At 69.6% G+C, this 18,896-nt stretch carries 21 protein-coding genes and 6 pseudogenes; 12 read left to right on the top strand and 15 right to left on the bottom strand.

The features are described from left to right. Nucleotides 1-128: 128 nt before the first annotated feature. Nucleotides 129-725, top strand: coding sequence for a helix-turn-helix domain-containing protein (locus ACIQ6Y_RS19440; RefSeq protein WP_404040217.1), 597 nt, complete (start codon nt 129-131; stop codon nt 723-725). Nucleotides 726-903: 178 nt separating this feature from the next. Here the strand turns inward: ACIQ6Y_RS19440 and ACIQ6Y_RS19435 are convergent. The 3 genes and pseudogenes from ACIQ6Y_RS19435 to ACIQ6Y_RS19425 form a co-directional block, all read right to left on the bottom strand. After that, nucleotides 904-1,303 (bottom strand): annotated as a pseudogene (locus ACIQ6Y_RS19435) (DUF2236 domain-containing protein); the annotation flags it as partial. Next, complete coding sequence (locus ACIQ6Y_RS19430) at nt 1,251-1,532, bottom strand: hypothetical protein (RefSeq protein ID WP_404040215.1); 282 nt, start codon at nt 1,530-1,532, stop codon at nt 1,251-1,253. The gene ACIQ6Y_RS19430 and the pseudogene ACIQ6Y_RS19435, both read right to left, overlap by 53 nt. Before the next feature lie 238 nt (nt 1,533-1,770). Continuing rightward, nucleotides 1,771-2,736 carry an alpha/beta hydrolase family protein gene (locus tag ACIQ6Y_RS19425; protein ID WP_404040213.1) on the bottom strand — a complete coding sequence of 322 codons (966 nt, stop codon included), beginning with the start codon at nt 2,734-2,736 and terminating at the stop codon, nt 1,771-1,773. Nucleotides 2,737-2,904: 168 nt separating this feature from the next. On the opposite strand from ACIQ6Y_RS19425, the gene ACIQ6Y_RS19420 reads away from it, so the two are divergent. The 3 genes from ACIQ6Y_RS19420 to ACIQ6Y_RS19410 all read left to right on the top strand — a co-directional run bounded on the left by ACIQ6Y_RS19420 (nt 2,905) and on the right by ACIQ6Y_RS19410 (nt 4,543). Beyond that, on the top strand, nt 2,905-3,501 hold the full coding sequence (locus tag ACIQ6Y_RS19420) for a TetR/AcrR family transcriptional regulator (protein ID WP_404040210.1): 597 nt from the start codon (nt 2,905-2,907) through the stop codon (nt 3,499-3,501). Nucleotides 3,502-3,730: 229 nt separating this feature from the next. Next, nucleotides 3,731-4,006, top strand: coding sequence for an NUDIX domain-containing protein (locus ACIQ6Y_RS19415; protein ID WP_404041515.1), 276 nt, complete (start codon nt 3,731-3,733; stop codon nt 4,004-4,006). 315 nt (nt 4,007-4,321) lie between these two features. Further along, nucleotides 4,322-4,543, top strand: a complete 222-nt coding sequence (locus ACIQ6Y_RS19410; RefSeq protein WP_404040207.1) for a hypothetical protein — start codon at nt 4,322-4,324, stop codon at nt 4,541-4,543. 174 nt (nt 4,544-4,717) lie between these two features. Here ACIQ6Y_RS19410 and ACIQ6Y_RS19405 read toward each other — a convergent pair whose 3' ends face one another. Continuing rightward, nucleotides 4,718-6,013, bottom strand: a complete 1,296-nt coding sequence (locus ACIQ6Y_RS19405) for an MFS transporter (RefSeq protein WP_404040204.1) — start codon at nt 6,011-6,013, stop codon at nt 4,718-4,720. Beyond that, entirely contained in the window at nt 6,010-6,549 is a 540-nt protein-coding gene (locus tag ACIQ6Y_RS19400) for an ArsR/SmtB family transcription factor (RefSeq protein ID WP_404040201.1), read from the bottom strand. The genes ACIQ6Y_RS19405 and ACIQ6Y_RS19400 overlap by 4 nt, the downstream gene beginning before the upstream one ends. A 435-nt stretch (nt 6,550-6,984) precedes the next feature. On the opposite strand from ACIQ6Y_RS19400, the pseudogene ACIQ6Y_RS19395 reads away from it, so the two are divergent. Continuing rightward, a pseudogene (locus tag ACIQ6Y_RS19395) lies at nt 6,985-7,204 on the top strand (transposase); the annotation flags it as partial. Between the two features lie 169 nt (nt 7,205-7,373). On the opposite strand, the gene ACIQ6Y_RS19390 reads toward ACIQ6Y_RS19395, so the two are convergent. Then, nucleotides 7,374-7,631 carry a hypothetical protein gene (locus ACIQ6Y_RS19390; RefSeq protein ID WP_404040198.1) on the bottom strand — a complete coding sequence of 86 codons (258 nt, stop codon included), beginning with the start codon at nt 7,629-7,631 and terminating at the stop codon, nt 7,374-7,376. Between the two features lie 541 nt (nt 7,632-8,172). On the opposite strand from ACIQ6Y_RS19390, the gene ACIQ6Y_RS19385 reads away from it, so the two are divergent. Continuing rightward, nucleotides 8,173-8,928 carry an ASCH domain-containing protein gene (locus tag ACIQ6Y_RS19385; protein ID WP_404040195.1) on the top strand — a complete coding sequence of 252 codons (756 nt, stop codon included), beginning with the start codon at nt 8,173-8,175 and terminating at the stop codon, nt 8,926-8,928. A 294-nt stretch (nt 8,929-9,222) separates the two neighbouring features. Here the strand turns inward: ACIQ6Y_RS19385 and ACIQ6Y_RS19380 are convergent. Together ACIQ6Y_RS19380 and ACIQ6Y_RS19375 are read right to left on the bottom strand one after the other, a co-directional pair. After that, nucleotides 9,223-9,453 (bottom strand): annotated as a pseudogene (locus ACIQ6Y_RS19380) (DUF6777 domain-containing protein); the annotation flags it as partial. A gap of 501 nt (nt 9,454-9,954) precedes the next feature. Next, complete coding sequence (locus ACIQ6Y_RS19375) at nt 9,955-10,788, bottom strand: alpha/beta fold hydrolase (RefSeq protein WP_404040193.1); 834 nt, start codon at nt 10,786-10,788, stop codon at nt 9,955-9,957. Nucleotides 10,789-10,813: 25 nt separating this feature from the next. On the opposite strand from ACIQ6Y_RS19375, the gene ACIQ6Y_RS19370 reads away from it, so the two are divergent. Together ACIQ6Y_RS19370 and ACIQ6Y_RS19365 are read left to right on the top strand one after the other, a co-directional pair. Beyond that, complete coding sequence (locus ACIQ6Y_RS19370) at nt 10,814-11,110, top strand: hypothetical protein (protein WP_404040190.1); 297 nt, start codon at nt 10,814-10,816, stop codon at nt 11,108-11,110. A 277-nt stretch (nt 11,111-11,387) separates the two neighbouring features. Next, a pseudogene (locus ACIQ6Y_RS19365) lies at nt 11,388-11,733 on the top strand (spermine synthase); the annotation flags it as partial. Between the two features lie 24 nt (nt 11,734-11,757). Here ACIQ6Y_RS19365 and ACIQ6Y_RS19360 read toward each other — a convergent pair. Both ACIQ6Y_RS19360 and ACIQ6Y_RS19355 read right to left on the bottom strand, forming a co-directional pair. Next, entirely contained in the window at nt 11,758-12,087 is a 330-nt protein-coding gene (locus ACIQ6Y_RS19360; RefSeq protein ID WP_404040187.1) for a DUF6422 family protein, read from the bottom strand. 23 nt (nt 12,088-12,110) lie between these two features. After that, a complete protein-coding gene (locus tag ACIQ6Y_RS19355) occupies nt 12,111-12,449 on the bottom strand; it encodes a DUF6422 family protein (RefSeq protein ID WP_404040184.1) in 339 nt (112 codons plus the stop codon). A gap of 364 nt (nt 12,450-12,813) precedes the next feature. Here ACIQ6Y_RS19355 and ACIQ6Y_RS19350 point away from each other — a divergent pair, with 364 nt between their 5' ends. After that, a complete protein-coding gene (locus ACIQ6Y_RS19350; RefSeq protein WP_404040181.1) occupies nt 12,814-13,032 on the top strand; it encodes a DUF6300 family protein in 219 nt (72 codons plus the stop codon). A 430-nt stretch (nt 13,033-13,462) separates the two neighbouring features. Here ACIQ6Y_RS19350 and ACIQ6Y_RS19345 read toward each other — a convergent pair whose 3' ends face one another. Next, entirely contained in the window at nt 13,463-14,164 is a 702-nt protein-coding gene (locus tag ACIQ6Y_RS19345; RefSeq protein ID WP_404040178.1) for a twin-arginine translocation signal domain-containing protein, read from the bottom strand. Between the two features lie 651 nt (nt 14,165-14,815). On the opposite strand from ACIQ6Y_RS19345, the gene ACIQ6Y_RS19340 reads away from it, so the two are divergent. Then, nucleotides 14,816-15,001: a hypothetical protein gene (locus ACIQ6Y_RS19340; RefSeq protein ID WP_404040175.1), complete on the top strand. Its 186-nt coding sequence runs from the start codon at nt 14,816-14,818 to the stop codon at nt 14,999-15,001. A gap of 233 nt (nt 15,002-15,234) precedes the next feature. Here the strand turns inward: ACIQ6Y_RS19340 and ACIQ6Y_RS19335 are convergent. Both ACIQ6Y_RS19335 and ACIQ6Y_RS19330 read right to left on the bottom strand, forming a co-directional pair. Further along, nucleotides 15,235-15,760: pseudogene (locus ACIQ6Y_RS19335) on the bottom strand (peptidylprolyl isomerase). Between the two features lie 147 nt (nt 15,761-15,907). Beyond that, nucleotides 15,908-16,306: a hypothetical protein gene (locus tag ACIQ6Y_RS19330; RefSeq protein ID WP_404040173.1), complete on the bottom strand. Its 399-nt coding sequence runs from the start codon at nt 16,304-16,306 to the stop codon at nt 15,908-15,910. A 210-nt stretch (nt 16,307-16,516) separates the two neighbouring features. Between ACIQ6Y_RS19330 and ACIQ6Y_RS19325 the strand changes: the two genes are divergently transcribed. Next, on the top strand, nt 16,517-17,755 hold the full coding sequence (locus ACIQ6Y_RS19325; protein ID WP_404040171.1) for a PP2C family protein-serine/threonine phosphatase: 1,239 nt from the start codon (nt 16,517-16,519) through the stop codon (nt 17,753-17,755). Nucleotides 17,756-17,798: 43 nt separating this feature from the next. On the opposite strand, the pseudogene ACIQ6Y_RS19320 reads toward ACIQ6Y_RS19325, so the two are convergent. Both ACIQ6Y_RS19320 and ACIQ6Y_RS19315 read right to left on the bottom strand, forming a co-directional pair. Beyond that, nucleotides 17,799-17,918 (bottom strand): annotated as a pseudogene (locus tag ACIQ6Y_RS19320) (IS5/IS1182 family transposase); the annotation flags it as partial. A gap of 125 nt (nt 17,919-18,043) precedes the next feature. Continuing rightward, the gene (locus tag ACIQ6Y_RS19315) at nt 18,044-18,235 is read right to left on the bottom strand and encodes a hypothetical protein (protein ID WP_404040169.1); all 192 of its coding nucleotides are present in this window, start codon (nt 18,233-18,235) and stop codon (nt 18,044-18,046) included. Nucleotides 18,236-18,416: 181 nt separating this feature from the next. Between ACIQ6Y_RS19315 and ACIQ6Y_RS19310 the strand changes: the two genes are divergently transcribed. After that, entirely contained in the window at nt 18,417-18,893 is a 477-nt protein-coding gene (locus ACIQ6Y_RS19310; protein WP_404040166.1) for an STAS domain-containing protein, read from the top strand. Nucleotides 18,894-18,896: the final 3 nt, after the last annotated feature.

The following is an 18,896-nucleotide window of genomic DNA, read 5'->3' as shown; positions in this document are numbered from 1 at the left end:
GGTGCGCGGCGACGCGGATACCCGTCGATCATGCGGCGACGCACCCGCTGGACGCGATCCGTGTTGCCGGCCTGGCAACCTTGCAGGACGAAGCGGTGGAGCGGCATGGCAAGAAGGGAGCGTGCAAGGTGGCAGTCGACGACGTGGACGGCACCCTGGCCGCGATGGGGCCCAGGTTGCGGGCCGCGCGCGAGCGCCACGGCGCGACGCTCGCCGGTGTCAGCCGTGCGACCGGCATCTCGACCAGCACGCTGTCCCGGATGGAGACCGGCCGGCGCAGGCCCACCCTGGAGGTGCTGCTGCAGCTGTCGAAGGAGTACGGCGTCTCCCTGGACGAACTGGCCGGCACAGCACCTGCCCCCGCCGTCGAGTCCCGCGCCACGGCCCCGCTGCGCTTGCGCGACGGCAAGGCGGTGCTCCCGCTGACCCCGTACGTCGGCGGCCTGCACGCCCACAAGCACGTCCTGCCCGCCCTCGAGAACTCGCCCGCGCGGCCCCGCCAGGTCTCCCACGACGGCTACGAGTGGCTGTGCGTCCTGCACGGCCGCCTGTGGCTGGCGCTCGGAGACCAGGACCTCATCCTCCTCCCCGGGGACGTCGCCGAGTTCGACACCCGCACCCCGCACGGAGTGGCGAACTCCAGCCCCAGCGGACCGGTCGAGTACCTGATCATGTTCGGACCCCAGGGCGAGCGCCAACGGCAGCGCACGCCGAAGCCGCTGTGACAGAAGGGCTGTTGAGTGAGCGGCTTCGACGGGCCGCGTGCCTCGGTGGTGGAACCACATTGCTCCGACCGGGGCCCTGACCGGATCGACCGGACAGCGCTTCTTCAGCGCCCGCGGTCTCGCCGATCTTCAGCGCCCGCGGCCTCGCCGACCGGCTCGCGTGCCGTCGAGGTGAGGATGTGAGCGTCTGGGCCGGCGGTGTCCACCTGTGGGTGCGGGCACAGTCCCGGTGACGCCGTAGTCCTTTTTCAGCTCCTCCGGAATGGCGTAGGGCATCACGCGGCCGCGGGTGAGGGAGGACAGCTCGAAGATGGCGGTGAGGTGCCCGAGCCGGTCCAGGGCCCAGGAGCCGAGCGGGGAACGGTCCTCGATGGTCTCCAGTACGCCGAGCAGGGCGGGGCGGCCTTGACCACGCTGTCCCAGGCGGTGCGGGGGACCTCGAGCCAGTCGGCGCAGGTGTGGCCGATCAGGTAGCGGAGGAGTGCGGAGACGATCGGGTCGAAGAACGTGCCGGGGACCACCTCTTCAGAGAGGTCGATCAGTTGGCGGGTCAGGTGTGCGCCCTCGTCGGAGGGGCCACACGGTGCGCGTGTCCGTGCCCGCGGCGAGTTCCGCGCTTGTCCGCTCGGCCATGCGGAACACGTCGACCGCCCGGTCGACGAGCGCCAGGCCCTGCTCGGGCAGCGGCGGCGCGGCCGGGGCGGACAAGTACGTGGTGAGGATGTTGACGGTGTCCATCAGCCACAGCAGCAACAACTTCCGCAGACAGGCCCGGCGAGCACGCGGCGGCCAGGTGGCTCTGTTCACGAGAGTACCGGCAGCAGTTGTTCACCAGTTTGAGCAGTGTGCGCGGTCTGCTGCGATTCGAACGGTGCAGGACTTTGGGCAGCGCGGAGGCAGCCGATTGCGGCGGAGGGTCCTGGGTGCCGAGGCACGTCAGACCGTGGCGGACGGCTGTCCAGACACCGTCGTCGAGTACGAGACCGCTGACTGTCCCCGTGCGCCTTTCCGCCTCGCCCGGCAGGCTGACTACGGGGTGGGAGGCTTACTTGGATTCGACTCGTCCCATTGGGGCGGGGCCGGTCGTCAGTGCCTCGCATTCGTTCGGCCACGTAGGGGTGCCGGGGTGGAGCTGGGTGCTGAGGTAGGCCGCGGTGAGCCGGGCCAGGGCGGCGACTCGCCCGGGGTTCTCGTCCGTGGTCTCGGCGGCGTCGTATCCGGCGATCCCGCCAAGTCCGTGCTCCGCGTCGAACAGGGTGAGCAGGGTCTTGGGGCCAGGGGCGAGGGTGTAGGGGTCGGCGTGCCAGTCCGGCCCCATGTCTGTGAAGTGGCGGGAATCGTCCTTGTCGCCGGCGACGACCAGTGCGGGCGCGGTCATGGTGGAGAAGTCGACGGCCCCGATGATCGGCCACTGCTCGGCCATGGGCCCGTTGAGGACTTCGCCACCTCTGCCGGGCGCGGCGAGCAGTACGCCTGTCTTGATCCGGGGATCGACGAGGTGCACCACGCTGCCGGTGTCGGGGTCGTTGAGCCCGGCTCCCAGCAGGAGGGCGGCGGTGAAGCCGCCGAGCGAGTGTCCGACGACGGCGACCTTGGTGGGGTCGATCCGCCCCGCGAGCTGCGGCACGGTGCGCTCTATGACGTCGAGCCGATCGAGGATGTGGGTCATGTCCTCGGCGCGGGAGCGCCAGAAGTCGGGTGCGCCGGGTGCGTCGGCGACCAGGTGGCTCAGTGTCCGGGAGGTGAGGTGGGTGGGCTGAACGACGGCGAATCCGTGAGCGGCCCAGAAGTTGGCGAGCGGCGCGTAGCCGTTGAGCGAGGAGAGGTTGTTCGAGGGGCCGTGACCGTGGGAGAGGAGGATGACGGGGAGGCCGGTTCCGGTCAGGGGTGCAGAGACGCGCACCTGGAGGTCCACGGGACGTCCGGCCACGGAGAGGACTACGGGGCTGAAGGACAGGACCGGGACGGGCGCGCCCAAGGCGTCGGTGCCGGTGGCGGTGGATGTACTCACGATGTGGGTTCCCTTTCGGTGGCGCATGTCGCCCGCCGGTCTCCTGCGACCGGCGGGCGACATGGCGGTCAGGTGCGTTCCGTTTCGGCTAGCCTGAAGCGGAACGCCGCTCCATTTACTATCCGGAGCGATGCTCCGTTTTGTCAATCGGTGTGGAAGGAATGCGTGATGGCCACCGAGAGCCCGGCAGGGGATTCGCCGTCCCGAGGTAAGCGGGCCGACGCCCAGCGCAACCGGCAGACCGTGCTCACTGCCGCCGCCGAGGTGTTCGTCACCTCCGGCGTCGACGCGCCGATCCGCCAGATCGCGGCACGGGCGGGCGTCGGGATGGCCACGATCTACCGCCACTTCCCGACCCGGGCGGATCTCGTCACAGCCGTCTACCACCACCAGATCGAGGCATGCGCCGAGGCTGGCCCGAACCTGCTGGCCTGTGCCGACTCTCCACTCGAAGCACTGCGCCAGTGGATCGACCTCTTCGTCGACTTCCTGGTCACCAAGCACGGGCTCGCCGACGCCCTGCAGTCCGACAACGACCGCTTCGCCGCGCTGCACGCCTACTTCCTCGACCGCCTGCTGCCCGTCTGTGCCCAACTGCTTGATGCTGCGGTCGAGGCCGGCGACATCAGGCCCGGCACACAGCCGTACGAGCTGATGCGCGGCATCGGCAACCTCTGTATCGGTCGCGACAACGACCCCCGCTACGACCCCCGACGCCTGATCGCTCTCCTCCTCCAGGGACTCCAGCGACCTCATGCGTCCTGATGCCGGCGAGCGACATCGCGACCTGTCCCCTCCGCGACTTCCACGCGAACTGAGCGGCTACCTCTCAACCGCCGGAGACGCCGGCCGGCAGCAGCACCCCTGAGCTGGTGCTGTCGTTTCTCAGATTCTGGCTCACCTTCTGTGATGACGCCCCGGGCTACCGCCGCTGTGAGGTTGCGGCCGCCGTCCCCGCTGTACCACTAGCGTCAGGTCCCGCCCAGCCCGCGAGCTGTTCGAGGAAACCGGGATCACCGTCGACCCGAACGATCTGCGGCTCGTTCACATCGTCCACCACCGCCAAGACGACAACGTGGAGCGGATCGGCTTCTTCTTCGAAGCCCTCCACTGGCAAGGGCACCCCATCAACAGGGAACCGGACAAGTGCCTGGCACTCACCTGGTTCACCGTGCACGAACTCCCCGACGACATCATCGAGTACCCGAACGCAGGCCTGCTCGGCTACCTCGAGAACGCCGGCCCGTTCACGGCGCACAACTGGAAGTAACCGGCGCGCGCGACGCTGGGAGCGGTGCGGTAGCTGACGTACGGATTCGTGCGCTGCGGCACCGCTCGAGTTCGCCGACTTCGAGGTGAAGTCGGTACCCGGGACGTTTCGGGAGAACCTTCCGGCTGAAGCGGCTTGGGAGGGACGATGCCCGTCAGATGTTTTCAGGTTGAACGTAAGATCCACGCCCCCATCGACGTCGACTGTGACGGGAACCGCCCTGAGGTAAGCGGTCGCCAACTTGGCTGCGTCGACACCGGGTGCTGCTGCCGGGCGTGAGCGCGCTGGCAAAAGCAGGTCGTATCGGTGTGCCAGGTGGCGCAGAACCGGCTGTCCGCGTCGGTGGCGGGTGCCGTGCGGCGGGCGGACGTGTCGCTGTCAGCGGATCTGGTGGCGTTGCTCGGGGTGCCGCAGGGGCGGCGGTTCTCGGAGTTGGAGCGGCTGCGCCGGCTGCCGACGTGGACGATGGGAGCGGTGGAGCGGGCGGACGATATCTCGGCGTTCCGTCTGGGCCGAAGCCGGACAAGGTGCCGTTGAACCGTCCGGCGACGCCGGCCGGTGTTGATGCAGGTGAAGCTAGTCAGTGCCGCGGCGGGCGACGGACCGGGACTGTCTCGCGACCTGCCCGGCCTTGCTTGGCGAAGGCCTCGCGGATGCTCGATGGGGTGTTGCGGCTGTGGAGCGAGCAGTTGGACCTGATCACTGAGAGCGTCACAACGCGTCAGATGCACTCTTCTGGGCGGGATCCTTGGATGCCGGGTGGTCCGGACCGCCGGCCGGGGTGGCGGCACGCAGCGCCGCTTCGACCCGGCGGTTGTTGGTCATGGATGCCGTGACGGCCGTCATCGCCAGGAGGAGGACGGCGGCGGCGTAGAGCGGGGTGCGGATGTCGTAGGTGGTGGCCAGCCAGCCGCCGAGGAAGGCCCCGATGGGGGCGGCGCACATGGCCAGCATGCGGGAGGTGGAGGCGACGCGGCCCATGAGGTGGGCTGGGACGATCGCCTGCCGGAGGGAGGGCCCGAGCACCATCGTGGCGCCCATGCCGGCCCCGCAGACGGCGAGCGCCAGCCCGGCCACGTACGGGTTCGGGGCAGCGGCAAGGCCCAGGATGGCGAGCCCTTCGACGGCGGCTGTGCAGGTCAGTGCGGTGCCGGTGCCGAGTCGTCGGCCAAGGTAGGAGGCGATGCCTGCACCGAGCAGGCCGCCGGTGGCCTCCGCCGTGAGGAGCAGGCCGAAGCCGTAGGTGTCGATGCCGAGGCGGTCGTGCGCGAAGAGGGCGAGGACGGTCTCCACGGCGAGGAAGGCGACGTTCCCGACCGCCGGGCGGAGCGCGAGCCCGAGCAGCAACCGGTCCCGGAAGACGTACGAGGCCCCGGCCCGCGCCTGCCGAAGCAGCGACTCGCGGATCTCTGGTACGGGCAGGGGCATGGCGGGAAGCGACCGTACGAGCAGCGCGGAGAGCAGATACGACACCGCGTCGGCGAGCAGCGGAACCGCCCGCCCGAGCGCGAGCAGCGCGCTGCCCGCAGGCGGCCCCGCGAAGCCGGACATGGCGGTCTGGGCTCCGCGCAAGCGGGAGTTGGCTCGCTCCAGGAGTGCGGGGTCGCGGCCGAGCAGATCCGGCAGATAGGCCGTGGCGGCCGTGTCGAAGAAGAGTCCGCCGAGGCCGAGCAGGAAGGCGACGGCCGCGAGCAGCGGAATGCTCAGGCCGTCGAGCGCGGCCGCCGCCGCCGGTATCGCGAGCAGCACGGCACGCGCCGCGTCCATGAGCCACATCGTGCGCCGGCGGTCCCAGCGGTCCACGAGCGCACCGCCGAGCACCCCGAAGAGCAGCCACGGCAGCGTCCCGGCGGCCGTGACGACGGCGAGGCCCATCGGATCCCTCGTCAACGTCAACGCGATCAGCGGCAGCGCGGCATGCGACACCCCGTCACCGAGCGAGGACACCGTCTGCGCGGTCCACAGCCGTCCGAACCCGGTCGGCAACTTCCGGACGTCTGAGGTCACTTGGCATCCCCTTCTGCCTGCTCGCGCGGTGCCGGGTGAAACAGTGCGAAGACGAGTGACGCGTCCGGCAGCGACGGATCGGACAGCTCCCGGTACTCGTCCGCGAGTGCCTCCAGCCGCGCCCCCAGCTCCGCGAACTGCTCCTCGGTGAGCCGCAGATGAGCCATCCGTACGTGCCGCTCGCCGTCCACCGGCGACGCCTCCAGGTCCGCCACCGCATGCCGCATCAGCACATCCGGCCCTCCCTCGCCCGGATCCGGCAGCACGATCGACCGTGCGGCCATCGCGTAGTACCGCTCGGTGACACCCCGCACCTTCCGCGTCCGTACCACCTTCACCAGGCCGGCCCGCTCCAGCAGCCGCACGTGATAGCTGGAACTTCCCTTCGCAAGGCCCACCCGCTCGGCGATCTGCGTGATCGTCGCCGGCTCGAAGCGGAGCACGGCCATGATCCGGTGGCGCGTGAGATTGGAGACTGCGCGGAGCTGCTCGTCCGTGGTGACGTGAAACGTCTCGGGAAGATCATCGGTAGGCATGCGAGCAATGGTCAACGATTCTTGACCATTCAGCAAGGGGATTTCGCGCGGACCTCCAGAATCTGCTGCCCGGCGCGCGAGTTCTTCTGTCGAACCCCCGCCCCCGCCCCCACACACGCTGCCGATCCAGGCAGCTGTGGTAGATCAGACCAAGATCAATCTCAGCGGCACTCCGTACCTGGACATCTCGGCAGAAAATCGAACGACCGCTGCCCGTCGCGCCTCCCGAGGTGGTGAACATCTACTGTCGGTTCTCGGGTCCTTGCACACCTTCCGTGAAAACACGCCGCCCGGGCTCGCGCCGTCCTCTGGACGATCCGCTGACCTGCCGGTCGACCAGGACTGCCGGCCTTGGGACACCGAGAGCCGATATGACTTCACGGAAGTTGTGTCAGAGCCGGTTCTCGTGAACAAGGCAGATCTGCCCTTGCCGGCTTGCTGCCCGAGCCACCGCCGAAGCAGGTGGAAGGGCGACCGCGAGTGCCCGACCGGCAGGCCCTGGGCGGCATCCCGTTCGTCCTGCACGTCGGCACCCAGGGGGAGTAGGTGCCCCAGCAGCTGGGCTTCGGCTCGGGCATGACCGGCTGGAGGCGCCTGGCGGCGCCTGGCGGCCTGGAACGAGGCCGGCGTCTGGGACCAGCTGCATGAGCTGCTGCCGCCGAGACCGTCGCCTGGCGGGGTCAGTGGCGGGCGAACTGAACCCTGGCCGATTGAACGACGTCCGGTCGCAACTTGATCCGGGTGATGGTCAGTCGTTCTCCGTAGATGTCCGTGATCCGGAGCGAGTTGCCGCACCCGCCGCCGTCCGCGGAAAGGAAGTAGTTTTACTCGGCGCGGGGCAACTGCCGCCAGGCCACGCCGGTCTTGACCTCCAGGTGAGTGATCGGGTTCCGGTGGCCGATCACCTGGTTGCCGCACCAGTAGGCGCTGGACCCGGTCTTGTATCTGATGGAGATCGTCTCGGAGGTGGCGGGGCTCAACAGCCGCCAGGTGATCGGTATCCTGCCGACCTCGAGATCGGTGAGCTTGACGAACGCCTCCTGGCTGAGGTCGAGTTGCCCGGGTGCGCAGGGCAGGGACATTCGTTGGTGATCCGTACAGCGGTGGCGCCGGGCGCCCCTCGCCGGGTCGGGGTGTCCGCCTCCGGCTGCGGGGTGGCAGCGCCCGTCACCTGGTGGTCTCGACGCGCGCCGCGGTGGCAGGTCCTGTCTCCTCCTTCCGGTCGGGGAGCAACCCCACGACAAGGTAGGCGAGCACGCCCGCGGCGGTCACTGCCAACGTGCCGCGCAGCATGAGCCTGCGTCTATGCCTGCGCTGCCTCGCGGCCTGCCTCGCTGTCGTCATAGCCGTCCGTCCGGAAGATCGAGTCAATGGTTCATGGTCCAGTGACCGCATGAGGCAAAAAGGTTGCCCTCGACTAGCTGAGCGCCGCTGGACGCCGAACCGAACGGCTTCGATGGGATCGTCAGGCGGCTGCGGCGAAGGGGCGTAGTAAGCCGAAACCCTGTGGAGCCCGCCTGCGTGGCGTGGAATGCTCTTGGGCGGCTACTGAAGGAAGGGAAGGTCGCAAAGGTGTACGTCCCGTCATCTGCACGAGCTCTCGACGATGATGAGCGTGAGCTCGTGGAACTGGCACGCCGGACCATAGACGCGCATACAGACGCCGGGCCCGACGAAGATGGGATCCACACGATGGGCGCCGCGGTCATGGCAGCCGATTACCGGATGTTCGCCGGCGTGAACCTCTACCACTTCACCGGCGGACCCTGCGCCGAACTCGTGGCTCTGGGCGCCGCGCGAGCCCAGGGCGCCCGCCAGATGCGCTGCATCGTCGCCGTGGGAAACCACGGGCGCGGGGTCATCGGCCCATGCGGGCGCGATCGGCAGGTCTTCCTGGACTACTACCCCACCATGCGCGTCATCGTGCCCACCCCCGCGGGGCTCAGGTCCGTGCTCGCTGCCGACCTGATGCTGCTGGCTCAGCAATGGACCCCGGAGTCGGGCATGAACGTTCTCGACCCATCGCTCTACCAAGACCCCGAGACGGCCGGTCCCCCGATCATCCGGTTCAACCCCCGCTACCTCGAAGTCGTCCGTTCCGGCGCCAAGTCCAAGACCACCCGCTTCCGGGACCCGGCGCAGCTCGGCCCGGCGCGGCTGGTGTTTGAGAGCGACCCCGAGGTCGTTCTGTCGGCAGAGGTGACCGGTATCAGGCAGTGCCTGGTCAGCGAACTCACCGACCAGGACGCCCAAGCTGAGGGACTGGCGACCGCAGCCGAACTCCGGGAAGCCCTCAAGGGCCACTACCCAGACCTGGCGGGAACCGACGAAGTCGACGTCATCACCTTCCGGATCAACGACAAGAAGGGCGTCGCTTAACCCGCGGATGCGCCAGCGACGACAGGGCCGCAAGTGACGACGAGCACTGAAAGACCAAAGCCATCCCGCTGCCCTTCGGCTTCCCTCGGCTGGACCACGAATATTGCCGGCATCGGCACCGGCATCCGTTCGCCCCGTCACCCCAGGAAGCCCGCCTGAAGCGACAAGCTCCTCAGATTGCCGATGACGTGGGCGACCAGGTACAGCGGCATGATCACGCCGCTGACGGCCCTTGCCGTCCCTGTCCCTCTCCCTGGCAGTGCCGAAATCAACCTCCACGTCGTCCCGCGACTTGTCGAAGCCCCGCAGCGGGTTGCCGCAGCGACACTGGACCACCGGCAGGCCGTATGCGTCGATGAGGACGGCCACCCCGGCTTCGAGCAGGGCGTAGAAGGCCGTGGGTTTCTTCTTCCGGGTGTCGTAGTCGTAGTTCTTGACCAGGGTGTCGTTGCGCAGGAGTACGGGAGGGCCCTGAACTCCACCGGCCCGATCGCCGCCGCGAACGAACTCGGCTGGGACGTCCACGCTTCCGACCCCTGCACGGTGGTGAGCTGCCGCACCTGGCCACTCCCGAGATCGGCGAACTCATCCGCCCCGCCGCGCAGATCGCCGCCGCCTGCATCGCGGCCGTGGCGTCCTGCCCCGGTGTCTCGAAAGTCCTCCTGGGAACCAGCGACCCGGGACACTGGGACGACGCCCTCGCCGTTACCCGCGCCGAGGTTTGAGGCGATCGTGGCGCACTGCACTGACAACGCCCGTACGGCCAGCGTCGGCATGACTGCCGGGGCCAGGGCAACCGCATCCCCTGCGCACCGGACGCCACGCCCACGCGCAGCCTCTCCGGCTGGCACCGGCACCCTGGCCGCGGGGCCGCCCCACCGCTGGATCCGCACGGCCAGTCCGGCTATGGCCAAACTGATGGCCTTTACGGAACTGCGGACAGAGCCCTGAATTCGACCAGAGGCGCTCGTCGCCTCACATGTGAGGGCTGCGGGCCGGAGGCACCGGCGGTTGCAGCGAACAGGGTCAGGCCGACTGCTGGGGTTGCGCGAAGAACTGGATGAGTGGCGCGGCGAGCGCCTCGGGGTGAGTCAGGAGGGCGGCATGTCCCGCGCCGGGGATCTGGTGCACACGCGCGTTGGGAACGTGGTCCGCCACGTACTGCGCACTGGCGATGAGGAAAGGGCTGGTGTGCGAGCCGTGCAGCACCACCACCGGGGCGGAGATCGCGCCGAGCACGGCCGGATCATCAGCGGTGGGATCCTCGTACTGCGTCGACTGCTGGAGGAGGTTGAGCAGGTTCGGGACGTAACGCCCTGCGGCTTCGAAGTAGCCGGCCCGCTCGGCCAGGGTGATCTCTTCACCGGTGAAGGGCCAACCGGCGAAGGCGCGAGCAGCGTCGGCCAGCCGTCCCTCAGCGGCCAGCTCGCCCGTCCGGGCGACGGCAGCGCCGAGCACCGCCTGCTCCCGCTCGTCCATCAGGCTCAATACCCCAGGCTCAAGGCAGGCCACCGCATCCACCGCGTCAGACTGCGCCGCCACGGCAAGCGCCAGGTGGGCTCCGTAGGACCACCCCGCCAGCCCGATCGGTTCTCCGATGCTGTCGGCATAGGTAAGGACGTCCTCGACGAGCCGACCGGGAGTGAGGTCATCGTGATCGCCGCTGAGACCGCGACCCCGCAGGCTCAGTAGGTGGCAGGTGAACCGGCCGCTCAGGTGTTGCAGCAGCGGGTTCCAATCGAGGTCGCCGTCACCGATCATCCCGTGCAGGAACGCCAGAGGCCGGCCCTGACCGTGCACGGTCCCGACGATGGTGACGCCATCGCCGGTGATCGCGGAGTGCGTGCGTTGGTCGCTCATTGCCGGCTCCTGCGCTCGTGCCGTCATGCCTGCAACGATTCTGCAATCGTCGGTAGGTTTCGTGCGGCACGGCTCGCCGTGCCGCTCCCTGGTACGCCGGGACCCGGCCAGGCGCGAGGCCGCCGCGGGCCTCGTGCCGCAGCCCGTCCTCGCGCACGCCGCGCTGCTGTCCGCGCTCGCCCGCCTGGCCCCGGCCGCCGCGCCCGGCGAGCTGACGTTCGCGGCCCGGCTCGCCGCCACCGAACCTGAGACCACCGCCGACCTCGCCACGCTCCTCACCCGCGCCGCGGGGCCGGCCGACCCCGCAAAGGGCCCAGCGTGAACTACGACCAGGAGCCGGAGGCCGTCGCCGGCTGGCATACAGCGCCGTCGGCCGGCACTTCGAGGAGCTGCTCGCCGACGGCACCGTCTACGCGTGGACCGAGCCGCCGTTCGGCGAGACGTACTACCCCGGGGACGACGTCCCCCACTACAACCCGATCTGCGACTGCCCGGCTGTCCTGCGCCGGTTCTGCACGAGCTGCGCGGACTGCGCCGTCTGCTGGCCGTGCACGTGCCGCCCTCGCATCACCTCAGGTTGAGCAATCCCTCGTGTCCTTGAGGCCCGCCGGGTGCTGAAGCCCGGCGGCTTCTGCGCGGCAAACCTCGCCGACGGCCCGCCGCTCGCCCAACTGCGTGGCCAGATCGCCACCGCCCCCGCGGTCTTCCCCGAACTGGCGCTGACCGCCGACCCGACCGTCCTGCGCGGCCGCCGCTTCGGCAACGCGGTCCTGCTCGCCTCCGACCTCCCGCTCCCGTTCGCCGAACTGACCAGTCGGGTCGCCGGCGAGCCGCACCCCGGTCGCGTCGAACAGGGGCGCTCCCTCACCGACTTCACCGGCGGCGCGCCCCCCGGTCACCGACGCGAGCGTCAAGCCCTCCCCGAAGCCCGGGCGTCCGCCTTCCGGTGGGCCAGGGCAGTCAGGCGGCTCAGAAGACGCCGTGCGCCTCCTTGAGATGCCCGCATCGCGCGAACTGGTCTCCGCCCACACCGCCGTGGTCGGGGAACTCCGTCCGGCAGGGATCGTCGCCGCCCGAGCCCCTGTAGCGGCGGCAGCGGCACCAGTGCGGGGTCGGCGGGGGAGGGAGCTCCCCGAAGCAGCGGAATTCGAGCGAGTGCCGCTCCTGGGGGCTCAGCTCCACCCCCGCCTCGTGGATCATCGCCACGGCCTTGTCCTGTGCCTCGACGAGCAGCGCGGCGGCCTCGGCCAGCATCCGGGACTGCTCGTTGGTCCTGTCGTTCCGCGTGGAATCGGACATAGTCATCCTCCTGTGTGCTCGGCTCAGATCACGGCGTGTTCCGATTCGGTGTGCTCGCAGGTCCTGATGGGCGAGCCGGTGCCGAAGTCGGGGCCGGTGAAGTCGGTCCAGGTGTTCAGGCAGGGTTCCTCGCCGCCCGAGCCGCCGTAGTCGCCGCAGCCGCAGGAGTGCGGGGTCGGCGGCGGGTCCAGTTCGGCCATGCAGGGGCGGCCGGCCCAGTCGCGTTCCTCGGGGGACAGCTCCGCGCCCGAGGCGCGTACCAGCTCCGCCGACCTGCGGCGGGCTTCGACGAGCAGCGCGCTCGCCTCGGCCAGTGTCCGCTGCTGGGCTTCCGTCCTGCCGTTCCGGTACGACTGGGACACGGCGACTCCTTCGCGTAGTCGAGACCGCCGTCGTACCAAGGCCCGCGGGTCGGCCCTCCGAGGCGCGCACGGGCGTCCGCCGCATGGGGGCCAGGGGTGGGGGCCCTCACCAGCGCGATCGGCACCGCGGGTCCATCCCTGCACGCGCGGGGAGTCATGCACGCCCGCCGACACGCGCGCGACTACGAACGGCTCATCCAGCACTCCGAAACGGCAACCTCGATGGCAGCCTCGACAGCGTTCCCGATGGACAACTCGCCCGGCTCCGTCCCGTGCGGGACGAAGACGAACAGCCGGCCCGGCCGTGTTCCCGCTGCGGCACTGCTGCTGCACTGGCACGGCCCGCTGAAGAGCGGAGTCTGGGGTGCAACTCTGCCCTGCGTGCGACGCCCGCCGTCCCGCCGCCCGCGCGTTCATCCAGTGGTATCGCGACCCCGACCGTGACCCGACGGCGTTGCCCCAGCCCTTCGAGGAGTGGGAGACCGAGACCGTGCACGCCCACGGCTGGGTGCGCGCCTTGCAGCCCGAAGCCCTGCCCAGCCCACCGGTCCACCTGCGCCTCGTGACACGCAGACCCGGCTGACGCCGGGCCTGTCCGCACGGCCTGAACCGGCGCCGCATGTCCTATCGCCCGGCTGCGATCGCGCGCCTGGTTGTCGACGGCGGCTCGCGGCATACGAGAAGCGGCGCCGTCCGCCGCTGGAGGTCCAGCGCAGGTGGTCGTTCCGGTCGGCGCGGGGTGGAGATGGACGGTGGCGGGGCCTGCGAAGCTGTATCCGACGTTCGGCGAAGTGACCGACGGGAGATGGTTCGCCAGGTGCGGTGCGATCTGGTCGGCCCCCTGCTTCGAGTCGCGGTGGGTCTTGGGGAGGACCTCCGTGGTGAACGCGTTGGGCACCAGCATGCGCCAAACGCCCAAGGAGCAGCGTTGTCGCCACACTGGGATGGGCCGGTTGTCCCCTTACGGGGGCCGGGTGCGGGCTGCCGGGTGCTTTGTCCTGTGTTTCGGGCAGTCAGGCTGCCCCGTTGGTGATGACGTCGAAGGCATACAGTGTGCCGAGCACTGGGGACTCCTGCGCTTCACTCCCGCCCTGTTCGTAGAACGTGACGGGCTCCTGCAGTGTGTACAGCTGGTTGACCGGGGGGAATTGCTTGACGTCGGTGGCCCGCAGGGTCGCGTGCTTCGTGGGGTCCGTGGACAGCATGCTGAGTGTCTCCGCGTTGGCCTTGTCGATCACCTCAAGGGTGAGGGGCAGGTGGATGAGCATTTCCAGTTCCTCGCCGCCTGGGCTCGGCTGCAGGACGCTGAGCGGCGTCTGGGTGGCGTTCGCCATTGTCATGGCGATGAGCGTGCCGCTGTCCGGGGTTGACGGGCTTGTGTCCGCTTCCACCCTGAACCCCTCGACCTCGAAAACGACGCCGTCCGGCCCCGAGCTTCTGACCGTCATGTTGATGCCGCCCTTGAAGTCGAGGGTGAGGGCTCCCAGGACGTTCAGCTTCAGGGGCACGTTGGCGGCGTACATGCTGCACGCGATGTCCGTGCCGAGCGGCGGCAGGGGAAGGGAGGGCGGCGCGGTCCTGCCTGTCCGGGGCTGCGCTGCCCGCGCCGTACCGGAGAGCAGTACAGCGCTGCCGGCCGCGAGGAGCGTGGCTGCCGCACCCTTCAGGAAGCCGCGGCGATCCCGCCCCTCGCCGGTGAAGCCTCGTGCAGTCATGTCGGTTCTCCGTTCTCCGATCTACGGGCGTCGGCCGCCCGCAGGCGGCTGACGCCGAGTACGGAGTGATCATAGAGTCACGGAGTGTTACGCCCTTCATCGGAGAGTGTTCACTCGCAGCCGCCGGTGAAGCCCCGGTCCGAGCACGTCGGCACTTCGCTGGGCGGCTTCGCGACTCAGAGAGCCCTGGGACGGTGCGAGTCCGGCTCACGTGTTGTCGGGGCCGCGCGCGGTCGCGGGGGTGCATGAGCGGATGTGTGGAAGGGGAGTGCGCCGTGACCGCTGTTGTGTGCCCCTCTGCCCGAGTGATCACGGGTTCTGCATTCGAGTGGGAGTGCGATAGCGGCCGTCGGTGGCCGGGGAACACAGGGGCGGGTGCGACCGGGCTGGTCCCCCTGTTGCCCGGGCACCACGGAACCGACCGACTCGAAGGAGTACGCGTGTTCACCAACCGTCTGAGGTCCCTCGGTGTGGCCACGATCGCCGCCGCGGTGCTGGGTGCCGGCGCGCCGCTGACGGCGGGCAGCGCGGCTGCTGCCCCCCGCGCAGGAGACGGCCGCGGCCTGCGAGAACAGCGCCAGCCGGGATTCGGCTCTCTACGCCTACGGGAGCCACCCGACCGGCTACCGGCTGTACAACTACGGCAACAGTGTGAGGCGTGGGCAGTGCCTTCAGCTGACGGGCAAGGTCATCGAGGGCTGGTTCAGCTGCTCGAACAATGACTTCGGCGAGAGCTGCTTCCACACGGGCATCCCGATCGCCTCCAGCTACCGGTACTTCTCCGAGCTGGCCAACGGCAGTTTCATCAACGAGAAGCACATCAACTACGGCAGCTGAGCCGGAGCCGCGAACCCGAGGAGGGGCTGACTTCGGGAAGTAGGTGCCCCGACCGGGTGCAGGGCGGGGGCGGGCCTGGTGCTACTGGCCCCCGCCCTGCTTGGTGCTGGGGTTCCGGGCGTGGTCGGTGGCAGCTCGGCAGGAGCCATGCAGGCCGCCACCCCTGCCTGGGTGTAGCGGCGCCACGGATGACCGCCGGCCTCAAGGAGCGGGGGTGTGTCGCTGGCTGGGTGTCAGCGGGTTTCGATGACGACCTTCTCGATCACGACGTCCTGCAGGGGCCGGTCGGTGCGGCGGTCGGTCTGGGTGGTGCCGATGGCGTCGACGACCTTCTGGCTGGCGGCGTCCGTGACCTCGCCGAAGTTGGTGTGCTTGCCGGTGAGCCAGGTCGTCACTCCGAGGGTGATGAAGAACTGGGAGCCGTTGGTGCCGGGCCCGGCGTTGGCCATGGCCACCAGATAAGGCCCGGTGAAGGCCAGGTCCGGGTGGATCTCGTCGGCGAACTTGTAGCCGGGCCCTCCCGTGCCGATGCCCAGCGGGTCCCCGCCCTGGATCATGAAGCCCCCGATGACCGGTGGAAGATCGTGCCGTCGTACAGCGGTGCGTTGCTCGGCTGGCCGGTGTTCGGGTCGGTCCACTGCCGTTCGGCCGTGGCGAGTTCCGTGAAGTTCTTGACGGTCTCGGGGGCGAGGTCCGGCAGCAGCCGGACACGATTCCGCCCTTGTTGGTCTTCAACGTCGCGCACAGCTCCTCCGCCATGTCGACCCGTCCGGTGTGTGGGCTACTGCCCTGGTCAGCCTTATGGCCAGGTGAACGCACCCCGGTGCATTGACACGGCATCTCACCCTCATGGATAGGGGTGGGGCGCAACGCGTCGCTCGCGGTCGGCCTTCGCTGAGACAGGCCTCACGGCCGGCAACCTTCCCCAGCAAGGCGGACATCCACGCCCCGGACCGCGCCTTGGTCGTCGTCTCCGGCGACCCCGGCGTCGGCGAACCGATCCCCGGTGACACTGCCGGCCCCCAGCTGCGCCAGTACACCGACGACGTCGAGCAGGTGCGCCCTGTACTTCGTCACCGCGCTGCGCCCGTCGTGGTCGTCGCCGGCCCACACGATTAGCTCGCCGTCGAGGAACAGGCCGTCGGGCAGCTGCTGCTCGGCGGCCTGCATCAGGTCGGGGAAGCGGGCCTGCATGAGGCTGCCGCGGCGGGGCTGGAGCAGGACGGGGCCGGGTGCCGGCCAGGGGGTGAAGACGAGCGCGCGGTAGCCGTCGTTCTCCAGACTTTGCCGTGTCTCATGAGACATAGGCCGGGAGGCGGACTGGGGCCGAGCCTGGCGATGGGGGTGGGCACGTCAAGGCCTCGTGCGACCGGACGGCGGCGGTTCCAGGGCGGATGCGGGGCCGACTCAGCTACATGTACGTGCAGCCGGCCCATCGCCGTGATCGCGCAGAGATTGACGCCTGCTGGGACGGTTCCCAAGCTGGAGAAGGGGTCGGCGGAAGGGGCCGTGGGCGTGAGCGGTGGGCAGAGCGGACTTCCCCGGCTGTTGACAGCAGCGGAGAGGGCGGCGCCGGTGGAGGCCGTCGCGGTGGTCGCTGAGGACCTGTGGCGGCGTTTCGGGGCCACGAAGGTGTCATTCCTCATCGTGGACCTGACGGGGAAGGCGGTGGCGCGGCTGGTCACTGCCGTCGGTGTGCAGGGCGGCCTGGAAGCGGAGCGGATCCCCCTGGTCGGCACCGTCTACGAGCAGGTGATCCGTACCCAGCGGCTGTATCAGGAGGGGACCGGCCAGGGACAGCGGGTGATCGTGCCCGTGACCAACCGGGGGGACGCCATCGGACTGCTGGAGCTGTTCCTGCCCGCCGACCCAGGCGACAACGTCCTTGACGAGGTCGGTGAAACCGCCCACGTCCTGGCCTACGTCGTGATCGCCAACGGACGCTTCACCGACCTCTACACCTGGGGCAAACGCTCCAGGCCCCCCACGCTGGCAGCTGAAATCCAGTACCAGTTGCTTCCCCCGTCACTGTCGTGCGAAGCCGCGCAGTTCACTTTGTGCGGGAGCCTGGAACCCTCCGAAGACCTCAGCGGTGACACATTCGACTACGCGCTGGACCGCGACACCCTGCACGTGTCGGTGACCGACCCCATGGGCCACGACATCCATTCCGCCCTCGCCGCCACGGTGCTGGTAGGCGCCCTGCGCGGCGCCCGTCGTGCAGGGGCCGGCCTGGCCGAGCAGGCCCACCGGGCCGACCAGGCCCTGGTCGATCACGGACACGGTCACGCCACCGGGCAACTGCTGCGCATCAACCTCCACACCGGTCGCGCCCAGCTCGTCAACGCCGGTCACCCCTGGCCACTGCGCATGCGCGAAGGGACTGCAGAAGTGATCACCTGCGAAGTGGACCATCCCTTCGGGCTCCTCGTGTCCGTGCCCCACCCCTACCGTGTTCAGGACCTCGATCTGCGCCCCGGTGACCGTCTGCTCATGGTGACCGACGGCATGCTCGAACGTCACGGGGAGGCGGTCGACCTGCTCGCCATGCTGAAGCACACCCGGGATCTGCACCCGCGGGAGGCGGCGCTGACGCTGACGTCCGCAGTCCGTGACGCCGCGGGGGGTCGGCTCGCAGATGATGCCACCGTGATGTGCCTGGACTGGCACGGCCCCCAGGAAACCCTGCGGCACGTCAGCTCCGGCGCGGACACGGGGCAGGCTTCCGCCGGTCGCACGAAGCAGCAGCCGTGACCAGGGCGCGTCTCCTGGACGGTCCGAGATGGCTGGTGTGTTCCTTCATGCGGGCGAAGACGTGCTCGACGCGGGCGCGGACCGTACGGTGCGATGCGTTGTGTTCCTTTTTCCGCCCACGAGCGTCCGGGGCTGCGCCAGGCTTCCGGTGATCGCGCCGATGACTGCGTCGGTGGTGTCCTGGGCACCTGACCTTGTACACAGCGCCCTGGCCCCGATCAGGTACCGCTGGGCGCTGCCGCGGATGACGAGCCCGTCGACGCCGGGCACGTCGGTCCAGGGGGGCAGTCACTTCTGGGCCGTGGCTATGCCGGTCGTCTGCGGGCACAGCGTCCACGGGGCTGCGAGGTCATGTTCCGTGGACAGCCGCTCAAGCCGGGCGGGTCGGTCGGCGTACGGGGCTCGGAGCAGTTCCTCGCCGTCGGCTTGGAGGTTGTTGCCGGGCGGGAGGGCTGACTGACCCGGAATGTCCGTGCTCACCGCCGGACATGGCACGAGGTGCCGTTGATCCGCACCCCGTGGTGGGACTCCGCGGGCTGTGACGTGGGATTGGCTCGTATGGGTGGCCAGTTTCCCCCGGAGTGGGGATCATCCCGACAGATGCGGGTGAATCACCGAGATCACTCGTTGCCCGCCGTGGGTGAGCTCCAGTTACTGGGGCGTGAGTACATCGACCACCAGCCCGATACTGACCCACCCCACCAGCCGGCATGACACGGGCGCGGACACCGCGCCCTACGCCATAGTCCTCCATTCCTGCACCTCGGTCGGGGACACGCTGGTCGTCCACCTGGCGGGAGAGGTCGACCACTACAGCGCCGCCCCCGTACGCGAGATACTCGCCGCCGCCCACGGATACACCGGTCTGCTCCTGGACACCTCCCGCGTCACCTTCGCCGACTCCGGCCTCCTGGCCCTGGTGGACAGCTGGACCGGCCCTCGGCGCCGCCTGCGGATGACGAACACCTCCCGACCCGTGCAGCGCCTGCTCGACGTCGCAGCAGCTGCCGGGCAACACCCGCCCCGCAGTCGGCGCCCGCAACAGCAGGCCGAGCCGCGGCCCCCGGTGGCGCTCGCGCCCGAGCCCGAGCCGCCGCTCATCGCGCACGATCGGCCGAGGCCGGCGGTCCGGTCATGACGT

Origin of the sequence: Streptomyces sp. NPDC096205, from assembly GCF_044763135.1 — a bacterium.
In the GTDB taxonomy this organism is placed as follows: Bacteria; Actinomycetota; Actinomycetes; order Streptomycetales; family Streptomycetaceae; genus Streptomyces.
The sequence above is the reverse complement of the archived record's forward strand: the minus strand, read 5'-3'. Positions and strand labels throughout refer to the sequence as shown.